This is a genomic window from Micromonospora sp. CA-248089 (assembly GCF_050948515.1).
Lineage (GTDB): Bacteria > Actinomycetota > Actinomycetes > Mycobacteriales > Micromonosporaceae > Micromonospora.
This window is the reverse complement of the sequence record NZ_CP192016.1, coordinates 2,781,551-2,803,428: the sequence shown is the minus strand read 5'-3', so window position 1 is coordinate 2,803,428 and position 21,878 is coordinate 2,781,551. Positions and strand designations below refer to the sequence as shown.

The following is a 21,878-nucleotide window of genomic DNA, read 5'->3' as shown; positions in this document are numbered from 1 at the left end:
CGGCCCAGTCTCGCACCCGTCACACGATCCGCCGGATGCGTACCCTCGGACGCTCGTTGCGCAGGTGACCCAGCTTGTGCTGGCGGACCTGTTCCTCCCACACCTCCTGGTCGTACTCCGGATCCGGCGCCGTCCACCGGTGCGACCCGTCGCTGTAGTGGAACTTCTCGTCGCCGGCCCGCAACACGCTCACCGCAGCCACCCCAGGAACCGCCTGTGCAACGTCCCCGCCGGCGCCCAGCTGAGATCCGCCGTGGCCCGCACGAGCTGCGCCCCCAGGTACACCGCCAGCGACACCGGCGCATCCTCGTACTCCGCAAGCAACTCCCGCCGCCGCGTCGCGCACGGCCACGGCGCGCCGCACCCGCCGCACGTCCAGACCGGCAGCACCGGTCCGTGGGTGCTCACCCGCGCACCCCCAGGAAGCGGGCGACGCTCGCGCGCGCCTGCCGGCTGGTCGCCCACGCGACCTGCCAGCAGGGGTACGGAGTCAGCCGCGCCCACCACAGCCGGCAACCCACGCACATGCCGTCCAGACCCCGTACGTGCACCGCCAGGATCGCCGCTTCTCCCTCGGCAGTCATGCCGGCTCCTTCGGGCCGTTGCTCGCGATCGGCTCTTCGTGACGGTGCGCGTCTCGCAACCGAGCCGCCTGATCAAGCAGCCGTCGCTGCGCCTCCGCCTGCTCACGTTCCTGGATGGCCTGCCCGGCTCCCCGCTCCCGCGACACCGTCCGACGCCGCAACCGTTTGAGCAGTTCAGTGATGCTCGCCGCCATCGCGTCTCCATCGTCAGCCTGCCAATGACGTGTCAGGGCTCCCCGTTACCGCAAGGCGTGGTTGCTGACCGGAGCCGAACGGTAACGGGTCGCCAGCCACAGAACCTAGTGCACTAGGTTTGGCGTCGGCAAGGGAGGCGCGCGAACTTGGCACACCAGGTTGTCTGTGGTCGACTGGGCGGGCTGACCGGAGGTACCGCCGACATGCCGAACACGCCTGCCTACCTGACGATCGCCGCCGACCTACGTGCCGCGATCTTGTCCGGAGAACTCCCCGCTGGAGCGAAGTTGCCGTCCGAGTCCGGCCTGATGCGCCAGTACGACGTGAGCCGGACTGTCGCCAAGTGGGCCATTGCCGTCCTCAAGGGTGAGGGCATTGTGGAGGGTCGCGCCGGATCCGGCGTGTACGTCCGAGACACCACCCGGCTGGTTCGTCACGCTCGGGGTCGCGACGTTCGCTCCGGCGACGGGCCGACTTCCCCGTTCGCCCGCGACGCGGCCGGCGCCGGACAGCACGGCACCTGGGAGCACGACAGCCGCCACGAACGGGCCGATGAGCGGATTGCCGCGCGGCTCGGCATCGAGCCGGAAGCGCCGGTGATGCGAACGTCCTACCGTTTCCTCGCCGACGGCGAACCGATACAGCTCTCCATGTCGTACGAGCCGCTTGCCCTCACCGAGGGCACTCCGATCGAGTGGCCCGAGGACGGCTCCGTGAAGGGCGTCGTCGCTCGTATGCACACCATCGGCGTACGGGTCGACGAGGTCGTGGAGCGCGTCAGCCTTCGCTCGGCGACCGCGGAGGAGGTCGAGGCGCTCAACCTGCCGGCCCGCACGTTCGTGCACACCATCGAGCGCACCTACACCACGGGCGGCACGCCGGTGGAGACCGCCGACATCGTGCTGCCCGGCGGTCGGTACGACCTCGTCTACCGCCTTCCTATCGACTGAGCAGCGCCGAGGGGATGCGATGTCGACAGCCTCGCAGATCAGAGGGCGCTTTCCATGAGCAATGATCCTCGTGCAGGGGCTATAAGCCATCTTCGAAGCTGGCGTGCTGAACCGCGCCATGCACCGAATGCTGGGTCGGCTGCGTCGAAAAAACCGGAGCCAGTCGCGGAGCACCCACTGCGACGCTTCCGCGAAGAACACGGGTCCATGCTGTCGGCTTACTGACTGCCAGAACGAAGGCTAGGGCCCGGAAACCGAGCCATCAGCTCGGCGACCTCGGCAGAGGCAACTTCAGGTCGTCTTCGTGCACGTGATGGGTGCCCTCTTGCCGAGGCCGGTATGTAGCGCGCGACGCTCATGGCGACTAGCCTCTCCGGAACCTAGGGAGGGGAAACCAATGGCCGACGTTGCAGCCGCCATTGCCACCGGCGCCGCTGGCGAAGCTCTCGGATCGCTGCTGGTGAAGTTTATGGCATCCGTACACGGCGCCATGAGAAGCCCACTGGCACCAGATGTCGATGTCAGCGCCTTCCTGCTCGAGCACTCCGACGGCGAGCAGATCATCGTGAACGATTCAGACCTCAACGATATTGCCGACTTCATCAACACGGCGGAAGTGGCTGCCGTGGCGCAAAGCTACGTGCTTTTGAAGGCCGTTCGGGAGAATCACGAAGACGCCGACAGATTACTTGGGTATCTACGAAGCGCCTTCGACCAGCGGGTGTCGGACTGGGGCAGACCAAATCGCCGCCCTTGGACGCGTTCACCTGAGGTGGTCTGGCAGCTCCTAATAAAGAACCTTGAAGCCATTGCTCCCCAGCCCAGCGCAGTTGCTCGCGTTGCCAAGGCGGAATCAGCACGCCTGATTGATTCCACAAATCGGGCTGCCGGATTCGCCTTGCCAAGCGCGCCCCGCTACGTTCGAGCAACGATTGAGGCCACCTCGAATCCGAGTCGAGTCGTACAACTTCGAGCGCTATGTGCCGATATCTGCCGCATCGCTGGCGACGCTTCCAACGAGATGCACCTAGAGCACGCCCAAGAACGCCACCGATTCCGGTATGAAGAGCTCTATATCGAGAGAAGCCTCAAGCCTCGGACTCCTGCAAATGCCAGCCTGGCTGAGGTATTTAGGAAACCCATCGCGGGCGTGCGTCTCGTGGTGATCGGTAACCCCGGAGTCGGCAAAAGCACTCTTGTGACACGCTTAGTAAACAACGTTGCTAAAAGCGCTTCCAAGGACCTCGCTCCTATTCTTGTGCGATGCCGAGAACTTTCGGCGGACGTCTCAGCACCAGCTATTCAACACGTCGAGAGGGCCATACATAATCTGGGGCTCACCGCTGAACGGCTTGATGTAGAGCAACTCCTAGCCTTGGGACGCGCCTTCGTAATCTTCGATGGCGTCGACGAGGTGACCGAGCTTCAACAGCGTCGGAAATTGATTGAGAAAATCGATCTTCTAGCGCAGGAATTTCCCCTATCCTCCATGATTGCAACCACCCGAAAGGTGGGCTACGAAAGCGCTCGATTCACCGAAGGACGTTTTCCCACCTTCGAACTCCAGGAATATTCCCTTGGTCAAGTCACCGAGTATGTGAGCCGCTGGTTCAGATTGATGCAGAGAAACGTTAAGGATCCGGCCGCCTTCCTGCAAGAGTCGGCCGAGATTGACGACGTGCGACGCAATCCTCTCATGCTGTCGCTTCTCTGCACCCTATACCGGTTGCGCGGCTACATTCCAATGAATCAGCGGGATGTCTACCGGCAGTGCGCCGATCTACTGTTCCACAGTTGGGACGCCATCCGGCACATCCCACAGCCCGTAGATCACAAGCGCTATGGGCATACACTCATGGAAGAACTAGCGGATTTCTTCTATAAGTTCCCTTCGGCGGGGGGCGGTGTTGAGGAAAAACAACTCACAAGAATCATTGGGACATATTTCGGCGATACTGCTGGCGTTGATCCAAGGGATGCCGAAGTAAGGGCACGAGAATTTCTTGAATTCTGCGCGGGAAGAGCCTGGCTGCTCACGGCAATCGGGTATTCGGAGCGAGGCGAACGACTCTTTTCTTTTACTCACCGAACATTTATGGAATACTACGCAGCAGAAGCCATCGTGCACCGAGCCACCTCCCAGGAAAGCGTCCTCGAGTCGATCCTTGAGGCCTACAAGAAGAATCCGAGTTCAGTCCTACCTGACCTCATGTTTCAAGCCTACGATGACAAGGAATACCGGGGTTCGGAGGCGCTCCTAAGAGCTTTGATGAGGGCCGGAAAAGAGGGGCGCAAAGTAGCATCCGGAAAACACATCCCATTATGCCTTCGGGTCCTAAACTCAACACCCGTCGGTGCCCGCCTAGTTAGTGAAGTGCTCATTCAGGCTTTCGACCTCTGGCGATCTCAGAACGTGACGACGCTCGAGGACCGCCGCGCTTTCATCTCGCTGCTTCAACTTTACAAGGACCCTCGGAATATATGTGGCCGACTCCTCACTGAGCAAGGGTTCGCAGAAAGAGAGATTGCCGCCTACTTGAATAGCCAGCGAGGATACCGGTTCGGATCCCAAGAATCGAGCGAGATCGCTCGCAGAAGGTTTCGGCAGGCCTTCGCGTCGCGGTGGGCTCGCACGCAAATATCTGGTGAGGGTGAACTCTATTCCGAAGAGTGGGGCAGCATTGTTTCCGACGTACTGCTATCCGAGAGGAAGGATCTAATCAAGTCCGACCCATTCGTTCGCACCTATTTGGCAATGGAAGGCGCTCTGACCACCGACAAAAAGAGCACGGTAAGTTTCCCCCTAGTGTTGGATTGTTTCGGTGCCTCGCAGCTCGGCATTTTTGCCGTTGGCGCTATCAAGTACATCCTAGGAGAGGAACTCTCCGAGGCAGAAACCAACGCAGCAATAAACTTCCACGACTCTCTTGCCGTCAGATCACCTACCGTTCCTCACGCTCAGGCAATAGGACTTGAGAGTGCCATCACGAACCTTTATCGGCGCTTACTAAGAGTGAGCATAGTTAAAGGCCAGTCGGGTTCGATCCTTACGGAGGTAGCCCTTTGGTTATCATTCGTGGCGGCGGAAGCAAATCCGGGCTCTGTTAGCGTATTCATGGAGGAGCTTAACGATCATCTCGACAACGATTTCCTCTATCGCTGCCTCCGGCAACGGATTGCGGACAACCTCGATGAAGGAGTCGCTGCCGAAATCACCGATGCTGCCGAGTTCAGCCGTGACGAGCTGGAAGACATCCGTGCACGACGGCCTGCCTGGTTGGCGAACTGGATTACTGGTCGAAAATCACTGGTCGGCAAGCCCGATAGCGACGCAGTTTAGTTCGACTTTTAGCCTGCTTGCCGACCACATTGCTGCCCTCGGTGTCGGTCGCTCAGAACCAGCTTTCGCGCATGTCCAGCGTGGTCCGGTCCAGTCCTTCCAGCAGGTCGAACTGCGCCCCCACCTTCGGCAGCTCCCACCGGTAGAAGTACCGCGCCGCCTGCCTCTTCCCCGCCAGGAACTCCCCCTCGGCCCCCTCCGGCGACCCCAGCGCCTCCACCACCAGCACCTGCTCCAGCCACATCCACGCGATCACCACGTGCCCGACCGCCTCCAGGTACACCGACGCGTTCGCCAGCGCCAGCTCCGGGTCGCCCGGTGCCCACAACCGCCGCGTCACCACGGCGATCCGGTCCACCGCGGCGGCGAGCTGTCCGGCCAGTTCGGAGGAGAACCCCTCGGCCTTCCACGCCCGGGTGACGGTGCCGCGGATCGTCTCCAGCAGCAGTTCCAGCGCGGCGCCGTCGCGCATGGTGACCTTGCGGCCGAGCAGATCGAGGGCCTGGATGCCGTGGGTGCCCTCGTGGATGGCGTTGAGCCGGTTGTCGCGCCAGTGCTGCTCGACGTCGTAGTCGCGGGTGTAGCCGTACCCGCCGTGGACCTGGATGGCCAGGTCGTTGGCGGCCAGGCACCACTGCGCCGGCCAGCTCTTGGTGATCGGGGTGAGCAGGTCCAGCAGCAGTTGCGCCCGTTCGCGGTCGGCCTCGGCGGGCGCGGTCTTCTGCTCGTCGAGCAGCCGTCCGCAGTAGAGCACCAGCGCGAGCGCGCCCTCCACGTAGCTCTTCTGGGCCAGCAGCATCCGGCGTACGTCGGGGTGGGCCACGATCGGCACCTGCGGCGTGGTCGGGTCCTTGTCAGCGACCGGCCGGCCCTGCGGGCGCTGTCGGGCGTACGCGACGGACTTCAGGTACGCGGTGTAGCCGAGCGCGGTGGCGCCGGCCCCGATGCCGATGCGCGCCTCGTTCATCATGTGGAACATCACCGCGAGTCCCTGGTGCGGTTGTCCCACCAGGTAGCCGACCGCCCCGGCCCGCCCGTACGGCCGGTGCACGCCCTCGCCGAAGTTCAGCAGCGTGTTGGTGGTGCCCCGGTAGCCGAGCTTGTGGTTGAGGCCGACCAGCACCACGTCGTTGCGCGGCCCGAGGTTGCCGTCGTCGTCGAGCAGCGTCTTCGGCACGATGAACAGCGACAGCCCCTTCACGCCCGGCGGCGCGCCGGGGATGCGGGCGAGCACCAGGTGGACGATGTTCTCGGCCAGTTCGTGGTCGCCGCCGGAGATCCACATCTTGGTGCCGACGATCCGGTACGTGCCGTCGTCCTGCGGCTCGGCCCGCGTGGTGAGGTCGGTCAGGGAACTGCCGGCCTGCGGTTCGGACAGGCACATGGTGCCGAAGAACCGTCCTTCGACCATGGGGCGTACCCAGGTGTCGATCTGCTCGGCGCTGCCGTGGGCGAGCAGCAGGTTGGCGTTGCCGAGGGTGAGCATCGGGTACGCCGACGTGCCGACGTTGGCGGCCTGGAACCAGGCGAACGCGGCGGCGGCCACCGTGTGCGGCAGCTGCAAGCCGCCGACCGACTCGTCCATGGTGGCGGCGAGCAGCCCGGTCTCGGCGAACGCCTCCAGGGCGGCCTTCACCTGCGGGATGGTCCGTACGCGCTGCCCGTCGAACGTGGGTTCGCCGGTGTCGGCGGCCCGGTTGTGCGGGGCGAAGCGCTCGGCGGCGACCCGGGCGGCGAGGTCCAGCACCTCGTCGACGGTCTCGCGGGTGTGCTCGGCGTAGCGGGGCCGCTCGGTCAGCCGGCTCACGTCCAGCCAGTCGTGCAGCAGGAACGCGAGGTCGCGGCGGGACAGCAGCAGATCGGACGAGGACAATGTGGACTCCTTCCGGTCAGCCGCGGCGCAACCCGGCGACGGCCTCCCGCAGGTCATCCTGACCGATCGGAGCCGGTGGCGCACCCTCCGCCGCTTCCCGGAGTGCCTTGGCGAGTTGCACCCGGCGCAGCGCCTCGCGAAGGTCCGCGCCGGTCAGCCCTGCTGTGTCGGCGGCGAGCGCGGCCGGGTCGAGGTCGTCGGCGAACATCCGAAATCCCGGCCGCTCGTGCTTGTCGATCAGCTCGCGGACCATCTTGGTGAGGATCTCCGCGCGTCCGGCCTCGTCCGGCGCCGGAATGGCGATCTTCAGGTCGAAGCGGCCGGACCGGATGAGCGACGCGTCGACGCGGTGCGGGAAGTTGGTGGTGGCGACCACGATGACGTCGGGGTTCTCCTCGAACAGCGTGTTCATCTCCTGCTTGAAGATGCCCGCGACGGCGTTGACGGCCTGGCTCGCCGCGTCGCCGCCCGCACCGGCGTAGCTGATGATCGAGTCGAACTCGTCGAACAGCATGACTGTGGGCCGCCGGTAGCGGCGTGCCTCCCGGAAGATGCGCTTGATGTTGCGTTCCGAGCCGCCGAGGTACTTGTCCAGGATCTCCGGGGTCCGGATCTCCACGAAGTCCGCGCCGACCTCGTTGGCCAGGGCCCGGGCCAGCATGGTCTTGCCGGTGCCGGGCGGCCCGTACATCAGGATGCCCTGCGGCCGGCGCGCGCCCCAGCGGGCCATCGCCGCCGGATGCCGGAACGACACCGCCACCTCGCGGAACTGCGCGACCACGTCGGGCAGGCCGCCGACCTGGTCGAGGGTCACCGTCGCGCTGCGCGGCCCCGCCGCCGCCGTCACCGGTCGCCGCCCCACGACGTACGTCCGTCCGCGCAGCACCGTCGGCTCGTCGCTGTCGCCGGACAGCTCGCGTACGGCCTGGAGCAGCAGGCCGACCATCGCCGTCAGGTGCGCCGGACCCACGTCGGCGCTGGGCACGTCGGCGTGGATGCGTACCGTGCCGTTGTCCTGGTCGACGCGGGGCCGCAGCCCGGCTTCCCGGGCCACGCGCAGCACCCCCCGACCGGCCTCGTCGCCGGGCGGCGCGGCGAGCGTGGCGACCGGTCGCGGCCAGATCCGCCGCCCGGCCTCCGCGGCCATCCGGCCCACCGCGGCCGCCGGGCCGTCGCCGCCACGCGCGGCCAGCCGCTCGGCGAGCAGCACGCCGACCGGCCCGGCCAGCCCGAGGGCGATCAGGCCCGCCGGCGTGCTCTCCACCCGCAGGTACGCCTCGAAGCGGTGCACCGGCGGCCCGGCTGCGGTGTCGGCGCGCACGGTGCAGCGGACCTCCCGCACCGGGGCCGGGAAGTCGCCGTCGACGAGCAGCTCCACCGGCCCGTCGACGGCGGCGGCGAGCAACCCGGCCGCGTCAGCGATACGCACCTCGGCGCCGAGCAGCGGCACCGTCTCCTCGTCCGGCCGTACCTCGGTCATCGGCGGCCCTCTCCTCACGGCGGCGTCCGCTTCCCTCGCGTGGCGTCCGCCTCCGAGTCTGGCACCGGCCCGGCCGGGCGGCCACCGCTGCACACCCGGTGCTCGCTCGCCCGGCCGCTGGTCACCCGGCCGCCTCTCAGCCGGCCGCCGTCTTGGCCGCCGGTCGCCCGGTCGCCGCCTCGGCCACCGCTCGCCCGGCCGCCGTCTTGGCCGCCGATCAGCTCGCCTCGGCGAGCAGGCCGTCGACCAGGTCGCGGGGCAGCCCGTGGGTGTCGTGCAGCCAGTGGTAGTCGCGTTCGGTCAGCGGGCCGCGCGCCCGTACCCGGTCGACGAGCGGCCGTCCGCGTCGCAGCAGCCCGCGGAAGCGGCGTTCCTCGTCCACCAGCGTCGCGTGCAGCGAGCCGACGTCGACCGGCTGCTCGCCGGGCGGCGTGCCCGGGCCGGGCAGCTGGCGGAACCGGCGCAGCGTGTCCGCGTACACCTGGGGTGGCAGGTCGTCCAGGGTGCGCGCCGGGTCGTCGCGCCACAGCACTGTGAGCACGCGACGCAGCAGCCGCCGCAGCACGTACCCGCGGCCGGTGTTGCCGGGGCGTACCCCGTCACCGAGCACGACCACCGCGGACCGCAGGTGGTCGGAGACCACGCGCAGGTCCGCACCGCGCAGGTCCCACCGGTCACGGACAGCCTCCACCCACTGGCGCAGCCCGTCGCCGGTGAACACGGACCGGTCGCCGCGCAGCACCATCTCCAGCCGTTCCAGGCCCATGCCCGTGTCGATGCTGGACAGTGGCAGTGGCGTGAGCCGCCCGTCGGGGTGCCGGTGGTAGCGCATCTGCACGTGGTTCCACACCTCCACCCACCGCGCGTCGGTGCTGGGTGTGCCGGTGGGCGGGCCGTCACCGGTCCACACGAAGATCTCCGAGTCCGGTCCGCAGGGGCCGGTCGGGCCGTTGGACCACCAGTTGTCCTCCCCCAGCGCCTCCACCGGCACGCCGAGCCCGGTCCAGGTGTCCCGCGCGGTGTCGTCCGGCCCTTCACCGTTGCCGCCGCCGAAGACCGTGGCGTGCAGCCTCCCCGGCGGGATGCCGAAGCCGTCGGTGAGCAGGTCGAAGCCCCAGCGCAGGCTGGTCGCGATGTCGTAGTCGCCGAGCGACCACGAGCCGAGCATCTGGAACACGGTCAGGTGGGTGTCGTCGCCGACCTCGTCCAGGTCCGTGGTGCGCAGGCACCGCTGCACGTTCGCCAGTCGCCGTCCGCCCGGGTGCGGGCGCCCCAGCAGGTACGGCGTGAGCGGGTGCATGCCGGACGTGGTGAACAGCACCGGGTCACCGGGCGGCGGAACGAGCGAACTCTCCGGCGCGTCCTGATGGCCGTGCCGGTGGTAGTGGTCGAGGAACGTCCGGGTGATGTCGTCGGGTGTCATGGCGGGTGCCTTCCGGGTACGGGTGACCGGACGGTCCGCCGCGCGCGTTGGCGTCGACACAACGACGCCGGCGGACCGTTTCCGGTCGCCGGCGTGGGTGTGGGGCAGGTCAGGCGGCGGCAACCGGCGAGCGGGAAGCTCGCGCGGCTGCGGCGGTGAAGGTGCGCCTGCTCTGCATACTTCGACGCTAGCCCGGCCCGCCCCGTCCCGCCCAGCCCTTTTCCGCGCGCGCCCCCGCGCCCTCGCCCCCTCGCCCCTCGCCCCTCGCCCCTCGCCCCTCGCCCCTCGCCCGCTCAAGATCAACGCCACTCCCCCGATATGGCGGGGTCACCGGCACTCGGATGCCGCCACTTTCGCCGAGCTGGAGTTGGACCATGCCTTCCGCAGGCGCGGGTGGAACGCCATGGGTGTCAAAACGGGCCGGAGACACCCGTGGTGTTCCACCCGGGCGGGTGGTGGGTGGTGGGCGGTGGGCGTCAGCGGGTGGGGGTGAGCAGGCGGCGGTAGAGGGCGTCCAGGTGTCCGGCCTGCGCCTCCCACGTCCACCCGGGGAGCGGGGAGTTCGGGCCCTCGTAGGCGGCGCGGTAGCGGGCCGGATCCGCGAGCACCGCCCGGATGGCACGGGCCAGGTCGGCGGCGTCGCGGGCGCGGAACACCTCGCCCTGGCCGGTGGCCCGGACCGTCTCGGCCATGGTGCGGACATCGCTGACCACGATCGGCAGCCGCGCGTGCGCGTACTCGAAGAACTTGGTGATCAGCGCGATCTCGTGATTCGGCCAGTGGTGCAGCGGGATCAGCCCGATGTCGGCGGCGGCGAGGAACGCGACGAGCTGCCGGTGCGGCACGTACGGCAGCACGTGCACCCGGTCGCCCACCCCGTGCCGGGCGGCGCGGACGACGACCTGGCGGACGTAGGCGGCGGCCGGGTCGGCGACGACAAGCGCCAGGTGCACGCCGGGCAGCAGCGGCAACGCCTCGACCACGGTGTCCACGCCGCGCTGGACCGCCATCGCCCCGCTGTAGACGAGGAGCGGCGTGTCCGGGCGCAGACCGCACCGCTGCCGCAGGTCAGGAGCGGCCAGGTCGGCGGTCTCGAAGGCGGCCGACTCGAGGGCGGGCGGCTCGGAGGCGGTCGGCTCGAGAGCGGCGGTGACTGGGGCGTTCAGCACGACGGTCGGGCGGTCGGGCAGGTCGTGGTCGCGTACCAGCAGGTCGGCGAGCGTGTCGGAGACGGTGACGACCGCGTCGGCGTGACCGACGTACTCGCGAACGTAGCCGAGGTGGGCGGGCAGCCAGCGGGCGTTGTCGCGGCGGGGCCGCGCGCCGGGCAGCCACTCGTGCGCGTCCCACACCAGCTTGACGTCGCGACCGGCGGCGCGGGCGCGGTCCACGACGCGGGCGGCCACGCCGAGCATCCGGAAGTCGTGCGCGTGGATCAGGTCGGGGCGCAGCGCGTCGACGACGGGGCCGGCGACCCGTTCGTAGTCCCAGAGCCCCGGCTCCAGCCGCCGCCATGCCCTGTCGCCGAGCCGCGCCTGCCAGTAGCGGACCTCGGCGTGCTCGACCGGCCGCCGGGCCAGCCGCGCCGCGCGCAACGGCAGGCCGCCCCGAGCCACCAGCTGCGCCCGCAGCCCGGACACGCCGCGCAGCCCGGAGACGATCGGTGGAGTGGGGCAAGGAGCCACGAGCGGCAGGACGCGTACCTCGGCGTCGCCGAGCCGCCAGCGGCGTTCGGCGTCGACGTGGGCGCAGCCGATCAGCGTGACGTCCCAGCCGGCGTCGGCGGCCGAGCGGGCCGCCTTCTGCACCCGCGAGTCACCGTCGACCGCGTTGTCGACGAGCATGACCACGCGCCGGCGAAGCCGCATCGTCGAACACCCCTTCACCCGTACGCCCGGACGGGCGCGAGTGTACGGGGAGGCGCGACCGTCACGACGGCCGCGAAAACGGCCCTGAGCTGGGGTGACGCCGACTGTGCAGCAGGTGGTCAGGTGCCGGCCGGTGTAAGTTCACCGGCCGTGCACCGAGCGGGCGGGTCAGGCCGTACCGGAGGAGGCCAGCGCGGCCGGGGCGATCGGCTGCCGGCTGTCCTTGCGGTTGGGCAGCGACAGGCGGATGACCTTCCACCAGGCGGAGGCGACCTGCTTGGGCAGCGGGCCGGTGGTGTAGTGCAGGCCGTACCTGTCGAACAGCGCCCGGACCTGCGGTGCGATCTCCTGGTAGCGGTTGCTGGGCAGGTCGGGGAAGAGGTGGTGCTCGATCTGGAACGACAGGTTGCCGGTCATGATGTGCATGAGGCGGCTGCCGCTGATGTTGGCCGAGCCGAGCATCTGGCGCAGGTACCACTCGCCCCGGGTCTCGCCCTCGATGGAGGTCTTCTCGAACGTCTCGACGCCGTTCGGGAAGTGCCCGCACATGATCACCGAGTGGCTCCACACGTTGCGCAGGAGGTTCGCGGTGAACGTGGCGGCGAGCGTGGACAGGAACGACGGGCCGGACAGCAGCGGGTGCACCACGTAGTCCTTGAGCACCTGGCGGCGGATCTTGCGGCCGACGGCCTTGGCCTTGGCCCGGAACTTCGGGTCCTTGAGCTTGCGCTGCTTGAGGTGGTCGCCCAGCTCCATGTCGTACGCGGCGATGCCGTACTCGAAGAACGCGGCGTTGAGCAGGTTCCACAGCGGCTGTCCGAGGTGCATGGGGTGCCACGGCTGGTCCTCGTCGACGCGCATGATGCCGTACCCGAGGTCGTTGTCCTTGCCGACGACGTTGGTGTAGCGGTGGTGCAGCTCGTTGTGCGACTGCTTCCACTGGTCGGCCGGGGAGACGTGGTCCCACTCCCAGGTGGTGGAGTGGATCTTCGGGTCGCGCATCCAGTCCCACTGGCCGTGCAGGACGTTGTGCCCGATCTCCATGTTCTCCAGGATCTTGGCGACCGTGAGCCCGGCCGTGCCGACGACCCAGGCCGGCGGGAACAGCGAGAACAGCAGCACCGCCCGACTGCTCATCTCCAGTGTCCGCTGGGTCTTGACCACCTTGCGGATGTAGCGGGCGTCCCGCTCCCCCCGTTCGGCGAGGACCCGGTCCCGGATCGCGTCCAGTTCCTTGCCGATGATCTCGATGTCCTCGGCGCTCAGGTGGGCGATCGGGTTGACGGCCTTCTTCTGGATGACGGTCACGTTGGGTGGCTCCTGTTCAGAGATCGATGTCGCAGGTACCGGCGGCGGCCGACACGCACGTCTGGACGAGCACGCCGTCCCCCGGTACGGCCGTGGTGACGTCGCCGTTGCGCAGGTCGCGGACGGCGCCCTGGCGCAGCGGTACGACGCAGCCGAAGCAGATGCCCATCCGGCACCCGGAAGGCATCAGCACTCCGGCGTTCTCCCCCGCGTCGAGCAGGGTGGTGGCGCCGTCGGACTCGACGGTCACCCCCGCCCCGGTGAAGGTCACAGTGCCTCCCTCGCCCGGTGTGATCACCGTCGGGCGGAACCGCTCGGTGTGCAACCGGTCGACGAGGCCGTTCGAGGACCAGTACCCCTCAACCGCGTCGAGCATGCCGATCGGTCCGCAGGCCCACGCCTCCCGGTCGAGGTGGTCGGGCACCAGGCCGGCCAGTTCGGCGACGTCGAGCAGTCCGTCGGTGTCGGTGTGCCGCTCGATCAGCCGCAGCGCGCCGCGGTCGGCGAGCGCGCGCAGTTCCGCGCCGAAGATGACGTCGTCGCGAGTGGGCGCCGAGTGCACGAGCACCACGTCGGCCCGGTCGGCAAGCCCGGAGCGCAGCATCCCCATGACCGGGGTGATGCCGCTGCCGGCGGTGAGGAACAGGACGCGCTCGGGCGTCGCGGCGGGCAGCACGAACTCGCCCTGGGCCTGGTCGAGGTGCACGATGGTGCCGGGCCGGATCCGGCGTACGAGATGGTTGCTGACCTTGCCGTCGGGGATCGCCTTCACCGTGACGGAGATCCGGCCGTCGGTGGCGTCCGGCGGCGAGGTGAGCGAGTACGCGCGCCACTGGCGCACCCCGTCGACGTCCACGCCGAGGCGGATGTACTGCCCGGGGGTGTGGCCCTGCCAGGCGCGGCCGGGCTGGATCACCAGCGTGGCGGCGTCGCGGGTCACCGGGTGGACGGCGACGATCCGCCCGCGCAGCGGGGCGCCGGCGCGCAGGGGCGCGATCAGGTCGAGATAGTCGTCGGGCAGCACCGGTGTGGTGACCGCTCCGGCCAGCCGCAGCAGCCTGTCCCGGAAGGTGACCTTCTGAGGGCGGCGGGAGGCAGTTGTGGTCATATGACCAGCGTGACCGCCCGATCGCATAACATCTTGACCGTCAAAGGTGAAACAGTCCCGGTTTTTTGTTCGGAGGGAACAACGATGACGTCGGAGGCCGGTACGGGGCAGCGCGCCGCGCACCTCAACCTCGACGCCGGGGTGGCGGAGACGCTGCGCGCCCGGCTGCCGATGGTGGCCGAGCGGACGGTCTCCGCGATCACCGCCGAGGTACCGGACTACTCCGGCGCGCTCACCGGCGCCATGCGAGCGAAGATCGAAAACGCGGTACGCATCGCGCTGGGAACGTTCCTCCAGCTCATCGAGGGTACCCAGGCGTTCGACCCGAGCACTCCCCTGGCCCCGGCGCTGGAGGCCGCGTACGCGCTGGGCAGCGGCGAGGCCCGCTCGGGGCGCAGCATGGACGCGCTGCTGGCCGCGTACCGGGTGGGCGCCCGGGTCGCCTGGCGCGAGGTGTCCACCACGACGGTACGCAGCGGGCTGGCCGCCGAGACGGTGGCCGAGTTCGCCGAGCTGATGTTCGCCTACATCGACGAGCTGTCCGCAGCGAGCGTGGCCGGGCACGCCGACGAGCTGGCGAGCGCCGGCCGGATGCGCCGCCGCAGCCTGGAACGGCTCACCCAGCAGTTGCTGGCCGGCGAGCCGGAGGAGTCGCTGCGGCGCAGCGCGGAGCGCGCCGACTGGCCGCCGCCGCAGACGCTGACCGTGGTGCTGCTGCCCCGCCGGCACCTGCGCGCGGTGCTGGCGCTGCTCAGCCCGTACACGCTGGAGAGCGGGGAGGACCTGCCCGGCGTGAATTCGGTCGAGGATCTGGCCGTCCTGCTGGTGCCGGACATGCACGGCGGCCGACGCCGCCAGCTCACCCGGCTGCTGCACGGGCACCGGGCGGTGCTCGGCCCGGCCCGGCCCTGGCACCGGGTCGCCGCGTCGTACCAGCGGGCCACCCGGGCGCTCGCGCTGGGCCTCGGCGAGCCGGACGCCGGGCCTGTCGACACCGAACGTCACCTGGCCACGCTGCTGCTCAGCATGGACCCGGAGGCCCTGGCCGACCTGCGCGCGCAGGCGCTCGCGCCGCTGGCACCGCTGCCCCCGGCCACCGCGCACCGGCTGGCCGAGACGCTGCGGTCGTGGCTGCTGCACCAGGGACGCCGCGACGACGTGGCAGCCGACCTGTTCGTGCACCCGCAGACCGTCCGCTACCGGATGGGCAAGCTGCGGGAGCTGTTCGGCGACCGGCTGCACGACCCGGCCACGGTCCTCGACCTGACGATCGCCCTGGCCGTACCCCCGGAGCCCGACGACACCTGACGCCGCGCCGGGGCGCACGGCCCGGTGCGGCCGGGACCTCCGGCCCTGTCCGCCCGCGACGGCGGCGGGCAGGGTCGGAAGGGGACGAGCAACCAGGAGGGCCGCCATGAACAGCTCATCGACCCGCACCGACCAGGACCCGAGGGTACGGGTGCTGGAGGCGGCCGCCCGGCAGTCCCTGCACGCCCCGTCGGTGTTCAACACCCAGCCCTGGCGCTGGCGGATCAGCGGCGACGTGCTGGAGCTGCGCGTCGAGCCGGACCGGCAACTCGCCCACACCGACCCGGACGGCCGGTTGCTCATGCTGAGCTGCGGCGCCGCCCTGCACCACGCGCGCGTGTCCTTGGCGGCGGCCGGGTGGGCGGTCACCGTCGAGCGGCTGCCCGAGCCGTCGCTGCTGGCCCGGGTGCGTACCACCGGCCCCGCCGACCTGGACGTGCCGGCGGGTCGCCTGGTCGACGCCATCCCGCGCCGCCGCACCGACCGCCGGGCGTACGGGGACCGGCCGGTGCCGGAGGCGGTGCTGTCCCGGCTCGGGGACGCCGTCGAGGCCGAGGGCGCGCACCTGCACGTGGTCCGGCCGGACCAGATGCCGATGCTCGCCGTCTCCACCGGGCGCGCGGCGGACGCGGAGCTGGCCGATCCCGCGTACCGGGAGGAGCTGCACCACTGGACCCACCGGCCGGCGGGCAGCGGCGACGGGGTGCCCGCCACCACCGCCGTGCGACCGTCCCCTCGGCGGGTGCCGCTGCGCGACTACGCCCCCGGCGAGGCGGCCGGGCTCAGCGCGGGCACGGACTTCGACCGGGGCGCGGCGTACCTGATCCTGTTCGGTGACTCCGACGAGCCGGCGGCCTGGCTGCGCGGCGGCGAGGCCCTGTCGGCGCTGCTGCTCACCGCCACCGCCGAGGGCTTGGCCAGCGCGCCGCTCAGCGACGCCGTGGAGGTGGCCTGGCCACGCCGGATGATGCGCGACCTGCTGGCGGGCATCGGCGATCCGTACCTGGTGGTGCGCGTGGGCTGGGGCCCGGACGGGGATCTGCCGCCCGCGCCGCGCCGCGCGCCGGCCGACGTGATCGAGGTGGTGGACTAGTCACGGGGGCCTGGTGCGCCCGGCCCCGTCGTAGCCTCGACGGGTGTGGAACCTCGACCCGGCCGGCGCGTTCGTGGTCTTCGGCGATCAGGACTCCGGGTGCGTCTCCTACGGCGTGGAGTCGGCGGGCCGGCGCTGGTTCGTCAAGCGGGCACGGACACCTGCCGCGCGTGAGTCGCTGACCCGCGCGCTGGGCCTGCACGCCGCCGTCCGGCACCCTGCCGTGGTCCGGCCCGAGATGGTGCGCGACGGCACCGACGGCCCGACGCTGGTGTACCCGTGGTGCGACGGCGTCGTGCTCAACCACGCCACCACCGGCGGCGGCAGTGACCGGAGAGGCCTGGCCCGCTTCCAGCGGCTGCCGGTCGCCGAGGTCCGTGCGGCGCTGGACACGATCCTCGACGCCCACCTGGCCGTGAGCGCGGCCGGGTACGTCGCCGTCGACCTGTACGACGGCTGCTTCCTCTACGATTTCGACGCCCGCCGGATGCGGCTGATCGACCTGGACGAGTACCGCCCGGGGCCGTTCGTGCTGGACTCCGACCGGCTGCCCGGCTCCCGTCGTTACCTGTCGCCGGAGGAGCTGACCCGGGGCGCGACGATCGACGAGCGCACGACAGTCCATGCGCTGGGCCGGACGCTGCACCACCTCCTCGACGGGCCGGCCGGCTGGCGGGGCAGTGCTCTTGAGCGCGCGGTCGTCGACCGTGCCACCCGGCCCGGCCCGGCGTCGCGGCAGGCCACGGTGGCCGATCTGGTCCGCGACTGGCGGGCCACCTGATCCGCCGGCCGTCCACCGTGGCGCCGGTGGCGGGTGCCCCGGCCCGGATCGTGACTGTCGGTTACGGCGGCACCGATCCCGCGGAATCACACAGGGTAACGGGGCGCGGGCCCGGTCGGATGACCGATTTCTCACCGTACCGCCGCTGAGCAGCGCAGATGCGCGACGGGTCGCCCGCGGCGCCCATGCACCTCCGCGCCCTTTGCTCTGCAGCCGCATACGCGGCAGTGGCGGTGAGTCACTGATGCGTCGATGGCGGCAGAGCAAAGGGCGCGGGGTGGGTCATGCCGGGCAAAGGGCTGGCACTACCGTCCGTGGCGGCGAGCCCGAGGTGGGCCGCCCCTAGCGGCCGTACCGCCCCGGTGGGTGACCGCGGGCCGTCGCGGGAAACCGGCTCCCGGCGCCCGTCCGGCGCTTAGCGTGGGACGAGGGGCGGCCTGCCCGGGGCGCCGGTGAGCGGAGGGAGAACGCGGTGACGGAGCCGGAGGAGGAGCAGGAGAAGACCCGCAAGACCGATCGGGTGCTGTTCTCGCCCGACGGCGACCCGCACCACACGCTCGCCGAGGCGCCCCAGCCGGACGAGCACCTGCCGCCCACCGTCACCCGGGACGGCCACACGGACGTGCTCGACGACGAGCAGTGAGTGCACCGTCCCGCCCGGCTCGCCGGCCGGGCGGGACGTGTCGCGCTCACACCGGCGGAGCCTCGTCGACGCCGGGACGTGTCGACGGTCAGACCGGCGGGATGCCGGAGCGGCCGATGTCCGACATGTCGTCGCCGATCTCGGTCCGGGTGCCGGCCACCGGCCCGGCGCCGGCCTCGGTCCGGTCCTCGAGGCACGCGTCGCCCAGCCCGTGCATCAGCTCCCCGACCACGGCGAGCGCCGAGCCCTTGTCCGGGCAGGGCGTCCCGGTGGCGAGCACCTGACCGTCGCCGCCGACGACGGTGAATCCCACAGTGCCGTCGGCCTCGCTCTCGATGACGAACTTCATCGTGCTCCTCCCGCCCCGCTCAGCTCACGCCGTGCGTCTGCAACCACAGCTCCAGCAGGCCCAGTTGCCACAGCTTGTTGCTGCCGGCGGCGGCCTGGGCCCGGTCCGGCTCGGCCAGCAGCTCGTCGACGTACGCCCGGCGGAACAGCCCGCGCCGGCGCGCCTCGGGCGCACCCAGCGCCTCGACCACCAACTCTCGCACGGGACCGTCGACGTTGCGCAGCGCCGGCACCGGGAAGTAGCCCTTGGGCCGGTCGATGACCTCGGCCGGCAGCACCTCGCGGGCCACCTCCTTGAGCACACCCTTGCCGCCCTGGGCCAGCTTGTGCTCCGGCGGGCACGCCGCGGCGAGCGTGACCAGGTCCTGGTCGAGGAAGGGCGTCCGTACCTCCAGCCCCCACGCCATGCTCATGCTGTCCACCCGCTTGACCGGGTCGTCGGGCAGCATCAGGTGGGTGTCCAGGCGCAGCACCGCGTCCACGGCGGTCTGCGCGCCGGGCGCGGCCAGGTCCGCGGCGACCAGCTCGCCGCTGGCGTCGTGCTCGCAGGCGTACGCGGGGTCGACCACCCGGTTCAGCTCGGCGTGGTCCCGGTCGAAGAACGCGGCGGTGAACCCGGCCGCCGCGTCCTCGGGAGCCGCGCCGGCCAGCCGGTGGTGGTAGCCGTACCCGGCGAACACCTCGTCGGCGCCCTGGCCGGACTGCGCCACCTTCACGTGCTTGGCGACCTGCTCGGAGAGCAGGTGGAAGGCCACCACGTCGTGGCTGCCCATCGGTTCGGTCATGGCCGCGACGGTGGCGCGTACGGCGGGACCGAGGTCGCCGTCGGCGAGCCGGATGCGGTGGTGGTCGGTGCCGAACGTGCGGGCCACCAGGTCGGAGTAGTGGAACTCGTCGCCGGTCTCGTCGCCGCGGCTGTCGAAACCGATGCTGAACGTCTGGAGGTGGTGCTGTCCGGCGCGGTCCAGCAACGCCACGATCATGCTGGAGTCGAGGCCACCGGAGAGCAGCACGCCGACCGGCACGTCCGCGACCAGCCGGCGGCGTACGGCGGTGCGCAGCGCGTCCCCGACGGCGGCCCGCCAGTCGGCGGCGTCCATGCCGTCGTGGGCCGGGTCGCGCCGGTACTCGGGCCGCCAGTAGACGCGCTCGCGGCTGCGCCCGTCGGCCTCGACCACCCGCACCGTGGCCGGGGGCAGCTTGCGGATGCCGCGCAGGATCGTGCGCGGCGCCGGGACGATGGAGTGCCAGGACAGGTAGTGGTGCAGCGCGACCGGGTCGATGCCGGTGTCCACGTCGCCGCCGGCCAGCAGCGCCGGCAGCGTGGAGGCGAACCGGAGCCGGCCGGGCGACTCGGCGAGGTAGAGCGGCTTGATGCCGAGCCGGTCGCGGGCCAGCACGAGGCGGCGGCGGCGCCGGTCCACCAGCGCCACGGCGAACATGCCGACCAGGTGGTCGACGAACCGCTCCCCCCACTGCGCGTACGCCACCAGGATCACCTCGGTGTCGCTGGTGCTGTGGAACGTGTGCCCGGCCGCGCGCAGCTCGTCGCGCAAGTCCGGGTAGTTGTAGACGCAGCCGTTGAACACCAGGGCCAGGCCGAGGTCGTCGCGGACCATCGGCTGGGCACCGGCCTCGGACAGGTCGATCACGGTGAGCCGGCGGTGCCCGAGGGTGATCCAGCCGTCGCTCCACGCACCCTCGCCGTCCGGGCCGCGGGAGCGCATGGCCGCGGTCATCCTGGTCACCGCGGCGGCGTCGGGGGCGGCCCCGTCGAATCTGGCCTCACCGCTGATCCCGCACATCTCAGCGTCCACCGGTCAGTCGCGGAGCACCCACCATGCCAACCTCCCGCCGCGTCGTCTCCCGGGCGGTCCGCCGGGTACGGCGACTACCCGGGCTGTGGCGAAGGAAACCCGGATGGGCGGTTGGCGAGCCGGGCACGGCGTGTCGTCGTACGGTGGCGGTACGGGCCATGTCCCCGGGCGGTCCGGCCACGGGACGTGGCCAGGATCAACGACGCCTGCCAGGAGGACGTGTGTTCGCCAATTCCGAGGAACTCCTGCGATACCTCACCGACGAGGACGTGAAGTTCGTCGACGTACGTTTCTGTGACCTGCCCGGCGTGATGCAGCACTTCAACCTGCCGGTCGAGTCGTTCGACGACAGCGTGTTCAGCGACGGTCTCGCCTTCGACGGCTCGTCGATCCGCGGCTTCCAGTCGATTCACGAGTCGGACATGCTGCTGCTGCCGGACGTGTCGACCGCGTTCATCGACCCGTTCCGCGCGCAGAAGACGCTCGCGTTGAACTTCTTCGTCCACGACCCGTTCACCAGGGAGGCGTACTCCCGGGATCCGCGCAACGTCGCGAAGAAGGCCGAGGCGTATCTGGCGGCGAGCGGGATCGCCGACACCGCGTACTTCGGTGCGGAGGCGGAGTTCTACATCTTCGACTCCATCCGCCACGAGACCTCCGCGCACCAGTCGTTCTACTACATCGACTCGATCGAGGGCGCCTGGAACACCGGGCGGATCGAGGAGGGCGGCAACCGCGGTTACAAGACCGCGTACAAGGGCGGCTACTTCCCGGTGCCGCCGGTGGACCACTACGCCGACCTGCGCGACAGCATGGTCCGCCGGATGGTGGACGCCGGTTTCACAGTGGAGCGGTCGCACCACGAGGTGGGCACCGGCGGGCAGTCCGAGATCAACTACAAGTTCTCGACGCTGCTGCACTCGGCCGACGAGCTTCAGCTCTTCAAGTACCTGATCAAGAACGAGGCGTGGGCGCACGGTAAGACCGCGACGTTCATGCCGAAGCCGGTGTTCGGTGACAACGGCTCCGGCATGCACACCCACCAGAGCCTCTGGCGCGGCGGCGAACCGCTGTTCTACGACGAGACCGGCTACGCCGGCCTGTCCGACACCGCCCGCTGGTACATCGGCGGCCTGCTGCACCACGCACCCTCGCTGCTCGCCTTCACCAACCCGACCATCAACTCCTACCGCCGCCTCGTCCCCGGCTTCGAGGCACCGGTCAACCTCGTCTACTCGCAGCGCAACCGCTCCGCCTGCACCCGCATCCCGGTCACCGGCAGCAACCCCAAGGCCAAGCGCGTCGAGTTCCGCGTCCCCGACCCGTCCAGCAACCCGTACCTGGCGTTCTCGGCCATGCTCATGGCCGGCCTCGACGGCATCAAGAACAAGATCGAGCCGCCGGCGCCGATCGACAAGGACCTGTACGACCTGCCGCCGGAGGAGTGGGGCGACGTCAAGCAGGTGCCCGGTTCGCTGTCCGAGGCGCTGGCGGCGCTGGCGACCGACCACGACTACCTGCTCGACGGCGGGGTCTTCACCGACGACCTGATCTCCACCTGGATCGACTGGAAGAACACCAACGAGGTCGACCCGGTCCGGCTGCGGCCCACCCCGCACGAGTTCGCGCTCTACTTCGACTGCTGAGCCGCACCGCCACCGCCCCCGCCACCCGCGGGGGCGGTGGTCGGCGGAAACGGCCTCGGGCCGGGCCCTGTCCTCGTACCGTCGAGACATGACTCCGCCTCACGACGACACGC

19 protein-coding genes are annotated in these 21,878 nt (G+C 70.1%); 7 read left to right on the top strand and 12 right to left on the bottom strand.

The window, feature by feature from the left end; genetic code table 11:
- Nucleotides 1-19: 19 nt before the first annotated feature.
- Genes ACQP26_RS13245 through ACQP26_RS13230 form a run of 4 tightly spaced genes read right to left on the bottom strand, consistent with a single transcriptional unit; the run spans nucleotide 20 to nucleotide 778 of the window.
- Complete coding sequence (locus ACQP26_RS13245) at nucleotides 20-193, bottom strand: hypothetical protein (protein ID WP_167796883.1); 174 nt, start codon at nucleotides 191-193, stop codon at nucleotides 20-22.
- A complete protein-coding gene (locus tag ACQP26_RS13240) occupies nucleotides 190-408 on the bottom strand; it encodes a hypothetical protein (protein WP_209961546.1) in 219 nt (72 codons plus the stop codon). The genes ACQP26_RS13245 and ACQP26_RS13240 overlap by 4 nt, the downstream gene beginning before the upstream one ends.
- A complete protein-coding gene (locus ACQP26_RS13235) occupies nucleotides 405-584 on the bottom strand; it encodes a hypothetical protein (protein WP_091050637.1) in 180 nt (59 codons plus the stop codon). The genes ACQP26_RS13240 and ACQP26_RS13235 overlap by 4 nt, the downstream gene beginning before the upstream one ends.
- Nucleotides 581-778, bottom strand: a complete 198-nt coding sequence (locus tag ACQP26_RS13230; RefSeq protein ID WP_433495861.1) for a hypothetical protein — start codon at nucleotides 776-778, stop codon at nucleotides 581-583. Before ACQP26_RS13230 ends, ACQP26_RS13235 begins: the two co-directional genes overlap by 4 nt.
- Nucleotides 779-982: 204 nt before the next feature.
- Here ACQP26_RS13230 and ACQP26_RS13225 point away from each other — a divergent pair, with 204 nt between their 5' ends.
- Nucleotides 983-1,729 (top strand): GntR family transcriptional regulator, encoded by a 747-nt coding sequence (locus ACQP26_RS13225; RefSeq protein WP_433495860.1) that lies wholly within the window; start codon nucleotides 983-985, stop codon nucleotides 1,727-1,729.
- Nucleotides 1,730-2,126: 397 nt separating this feature from the next.
- Nucleotides 2,127-5,069 carry an NACHT domain-containing protein gene (locus ACQP26_RS13220; RefSeq protein ID WP_433495859.1) on the top strand — a complete coding sequence of 981 codons (2,943 nt, stop codon included), beginning with the start codon at nucleotides 2,127-2,129 and terminating at the stop codon, nucleotides 5,067-5,069.
- A 52-nt stretch (nucleotides 5,070-5,121) separates the two neighbouring features.
- Here the strand turns inward: ACQP26_RS13220 and ACQP26_RS13215 are convergent, their stop codons facing one another.
- The 6 genes from ACQP26_RS13215 to ACQP26_RS13190 all read right to left on the bottom strand — a co-directional run bounded on the left by ACQP26_RS13215 (nucleotide 5,122) and on the right by ACQP26_RS13190 (nucleotide 14,129).
- A complete protein-coding gene (locus ACQP26_RS13215; RefSeq protein WP_433495858.1) occupies nucleotides 5,122-6,942 on the bottom strand; it encodes an acyl-CoA dehydrogenase in 1,821 nt (606 codons plus the stop codon).
- Nucleotides 6,943-6,958: 16 nt separating this feature from the next.
- On the bottom strand, nucleotides 6,959-8,422 hold the full coding sequence (locus ACQP26_RS13210; protein WP_281578127.1) for an ATP-binding protein: 1,464 nt from the start codon (nucleotides 8,420-8,422) through the stop codon (nucleotides 6,959-6,961).
- 217 nt (nucleotides 8,423-8,639) lie between these two features.
- The gene (locus tag ACQP26_RS13205; protein WP_269706698.1) at nucleotides 8,640-9,845 is read right to left on the bottom strand and encodes an alanine--tRNA ligase-related protein; all 1,206 of its coding nucleotides are present in this window, start codon (nucleotides 9,843-9,845) and stop codon (nucleotides 8,640-8,642) included.
- A 476-nt stretch (nucleotides 9,846-10,321) separates the two neighbouring features.
- On the bottom strand, nucleotides 10,322-11,689 hold the full coding sequence (locus ACQP26_RS13200) for a glycosyltransferase family 4 protein (protein ID WP_433496137.1): 1,368 nt from the start codon (nucleotides 11,687-11,689) through the stop codon (nucleotides 10,322-10,324).
- A 192-nt stretch (nucleotides 11,690-11,881) separates the two neighbouring features.
- On the bottom strand, nucleotides 11,882-13,021 hold the full coding sequence (locus ACQP26_RS13195; protein WP_433495857.1) for a fatty acid desaturase family protein: 1,140 nt from the start codon (nucleotides 13,019-13,021) through the stop codon (nucleotides 11,882-11,884).
- 16 nt (nucleotides 13,022-13,037) lie between these two features.
- Complete coding sequence (locus ACQP26_RS13190) at nucleotides 13,038-14,129, bottom strand: ferredoxin reductase (RefSeq protein WP_433495856.1); 1,092 nt, start codon at nucleotides 14,127-14,129, stop codon at nucleotides 13,038-13,040.
- An 84-nt stretch (nucleotides 14,130-14,213) separates the two neighbouring features.
- Here ACQP26_RS13190 and ACQP26_RS13185 point away from each other — a divergent pair, with 84 nt between their 5' ends.
- The 4 genes from ACQP26_RS13185 to ACQP26_RS13170 all read left to right on the top strand — a co-directional run bounded on the left by ACQP26_RS13185 (nucleotide 14,214) and on the right by ACQP26_RS13170 (nucleotide 17,954).
- Nucleotides 14,214-15,437: a PucR family transcriptional regulator gene (locus ACQP26_RS13185; RefSeq protein ID WP_269706701.1), complete on the top strand. Its 1,224-nt coding sequence runs from the start codon at nucleotides 14,214-14,216 to the stop codon at nucleotides 15,435-15,437.
- Nucleotides 15,438-15,543: 106 nt separating this feature from the next.
- Nucleotides 15,544-16,530 carry an Acg family FMN-binding oxidoreductase gene (locus tag ACQP26_RS13180; protein ID WP_269706702.1) on the top strand — a complete coding sequence of 329 codons (987 nt, stop codon included), beginning with the start codon at nucleotides 15,544-15,546 and terminating at the stop codon, nucleotides 16,528-16,530.
- A gap of 43 nt (nucleotides 16,531-16,573) precedes the next feature.
- Nucleotides 16,574-17,311, top strand: a complete 738-nt coding sequence (locus ACQP26_RS13175) for a serine/threonine protein kinase (RefSeq protein ID WP_281578131.1) — start codon at nucleotides 16,574-16,576, stop codon at nucleotides 17,309-17,311.
- 472 nt (nucleotides 17,312-17,783) lie between these two features.
- A complete protein-coding gene (locus tag ACQP26_RS13170) occupies nucleotides 17,784-17,954 on the top strand; it encodes a hypothetical protein (protein ID WP_013285860.1) in 171 nt (56 codons plus the stop codon).
- Nucleotides 17,955-18,042: 88 nt separating this feature from the next.
- Here the strand turns inward: ACQP26_RS13170 and ACQP26_RS13165 are convergent, their stop codons facing one another.
- Nucleotides 18,043-18,303: a hypothetical protein gene (locus ACQP26_RS13165; protein WP_269706704.1), complete on the bottom strand. Its 261-nt coding sequence runs from the start codon at nucleotides 18,301-18,303 to the stop codon at nucleotides 18,043-18,045.
- Nucleotides 18,304-18,322: 19 nt separating this feature from the next.
- The gene (locus ACQP26_RS13160) at nucleotides 18,323-20,107 is read right to left on the bottom strand and encodes an N-acetylglutaminylglutamine amidotransferase (RefSeq protein WP_269707110.1); all 1,785 of its coding nucleotides are present in this window, start codon (nucleotides 20,105-20,107) and stop codon (nucleotides 18,323-18,325) included.
- 233 nt (nucleotides 20,108-20,340) lie between these two features.
- On the opposite strand from ACQP26_RS13160, the gene glnA reads away from it, so the two are divergent.
- The gene (glnA, locus tag ACQP26_RS13155) at nucleotides 20,341-21,765 is read left to right on the top strand and encodes a type I glutamate--ammonia ligase (RefSeq protein WP_433495855.1); all 1,425 of its coding nucleotides are present in this window, start codon (nucleotides 20,341-20,343) and stop codon (nucleotides 21,763-21,765) included.
- Nucleotides 21,766-21,878 lie beyond the last annotated feature (113 nt).

Coding starts and splice junctions, on each gene's coding strand:
- ACQP26_RS13235 (WP_091050637.1), bottom strand. CDS start 584: ATGACTGCCGAGGGAGAAGCGGCGATCCTGGCGGTGCACGTACGGGGT.
- ACQP26_RS13230 (WP_433495861.1), bottom strand. CDS start 778: ATGGCGGCGAGCATCACTGAACTGCTCAAACGGTTGCGGCGTCGGACG.
- ACQP26_RS13225 (WP_433495860.1), top strand. CDS start 983: ATGCCGAACACGCCTGCCTACCTGACGATCGCCGCCGACCTACGTGCC.
- ACQP26_RS13220 (WP_433495859.1), top strand. CDS start 2,127: ATGGCCGACGTTGCAGCCGCCATTGCCACCGGCGCCGCTGGCGAAGCT.
- ACQP26_RS13210 (WP_281578127.1), bottom strand. CDS start 8,422: ATGACCGAGGTACGGCCGGACGAGGAGACGGTGCCGCTGCTCGGCGCC.
- ACQP26_RS13205 (WP_269706698.1), bottom strand. CDS start 9,845: ATGACACCCGACGACATCACCCGGACGTTCCTCGACCACTACCACCGG.
- ACQP26_RS13200 (WP_433496137.1), bottom strand. CDS start 11,689: ATGCTCGTCGACAACGCGGTCGACGGTGACTCGCGGGTGCAGAAGGCG.
- ACQP26_RS13190 (WP_433495856.1), bottom strand. CDS start 14,129: ATGACCACAACTGCCTCCCGCCGCCCTCAGAAGGTCACCTTCCGGGAC.
- ACQP26_RS13185 (WP_269706701.1), top strand. CDS start 14,214: ATGACGTCGGAGGCCGGTACGGGGCAGCGCGCCGCGCACCTCAACCTC.
- ACQP26_RS13180 (WP_269706702.1), top strand. CDS start 15,544: ATGAACAGCTCATCGACCCGCACCGACCAGGACCCGAGGGTACGGGTG.
- ACQP26_RS13165 (WP_269706704.1), bottom strand. CDS start 18,303: ATGAAGTTCGTCATCGAGAGCGAGGCCGACGGCACTGTGGGATTCACC.
- ACQP26_RS13160 (WP_269707110.1), bottom strand. CDS start 20,107: ATGTGCGGGATCAGCGGTGAGGCCAGATTCGACGGGGCCGCCCCCGAC.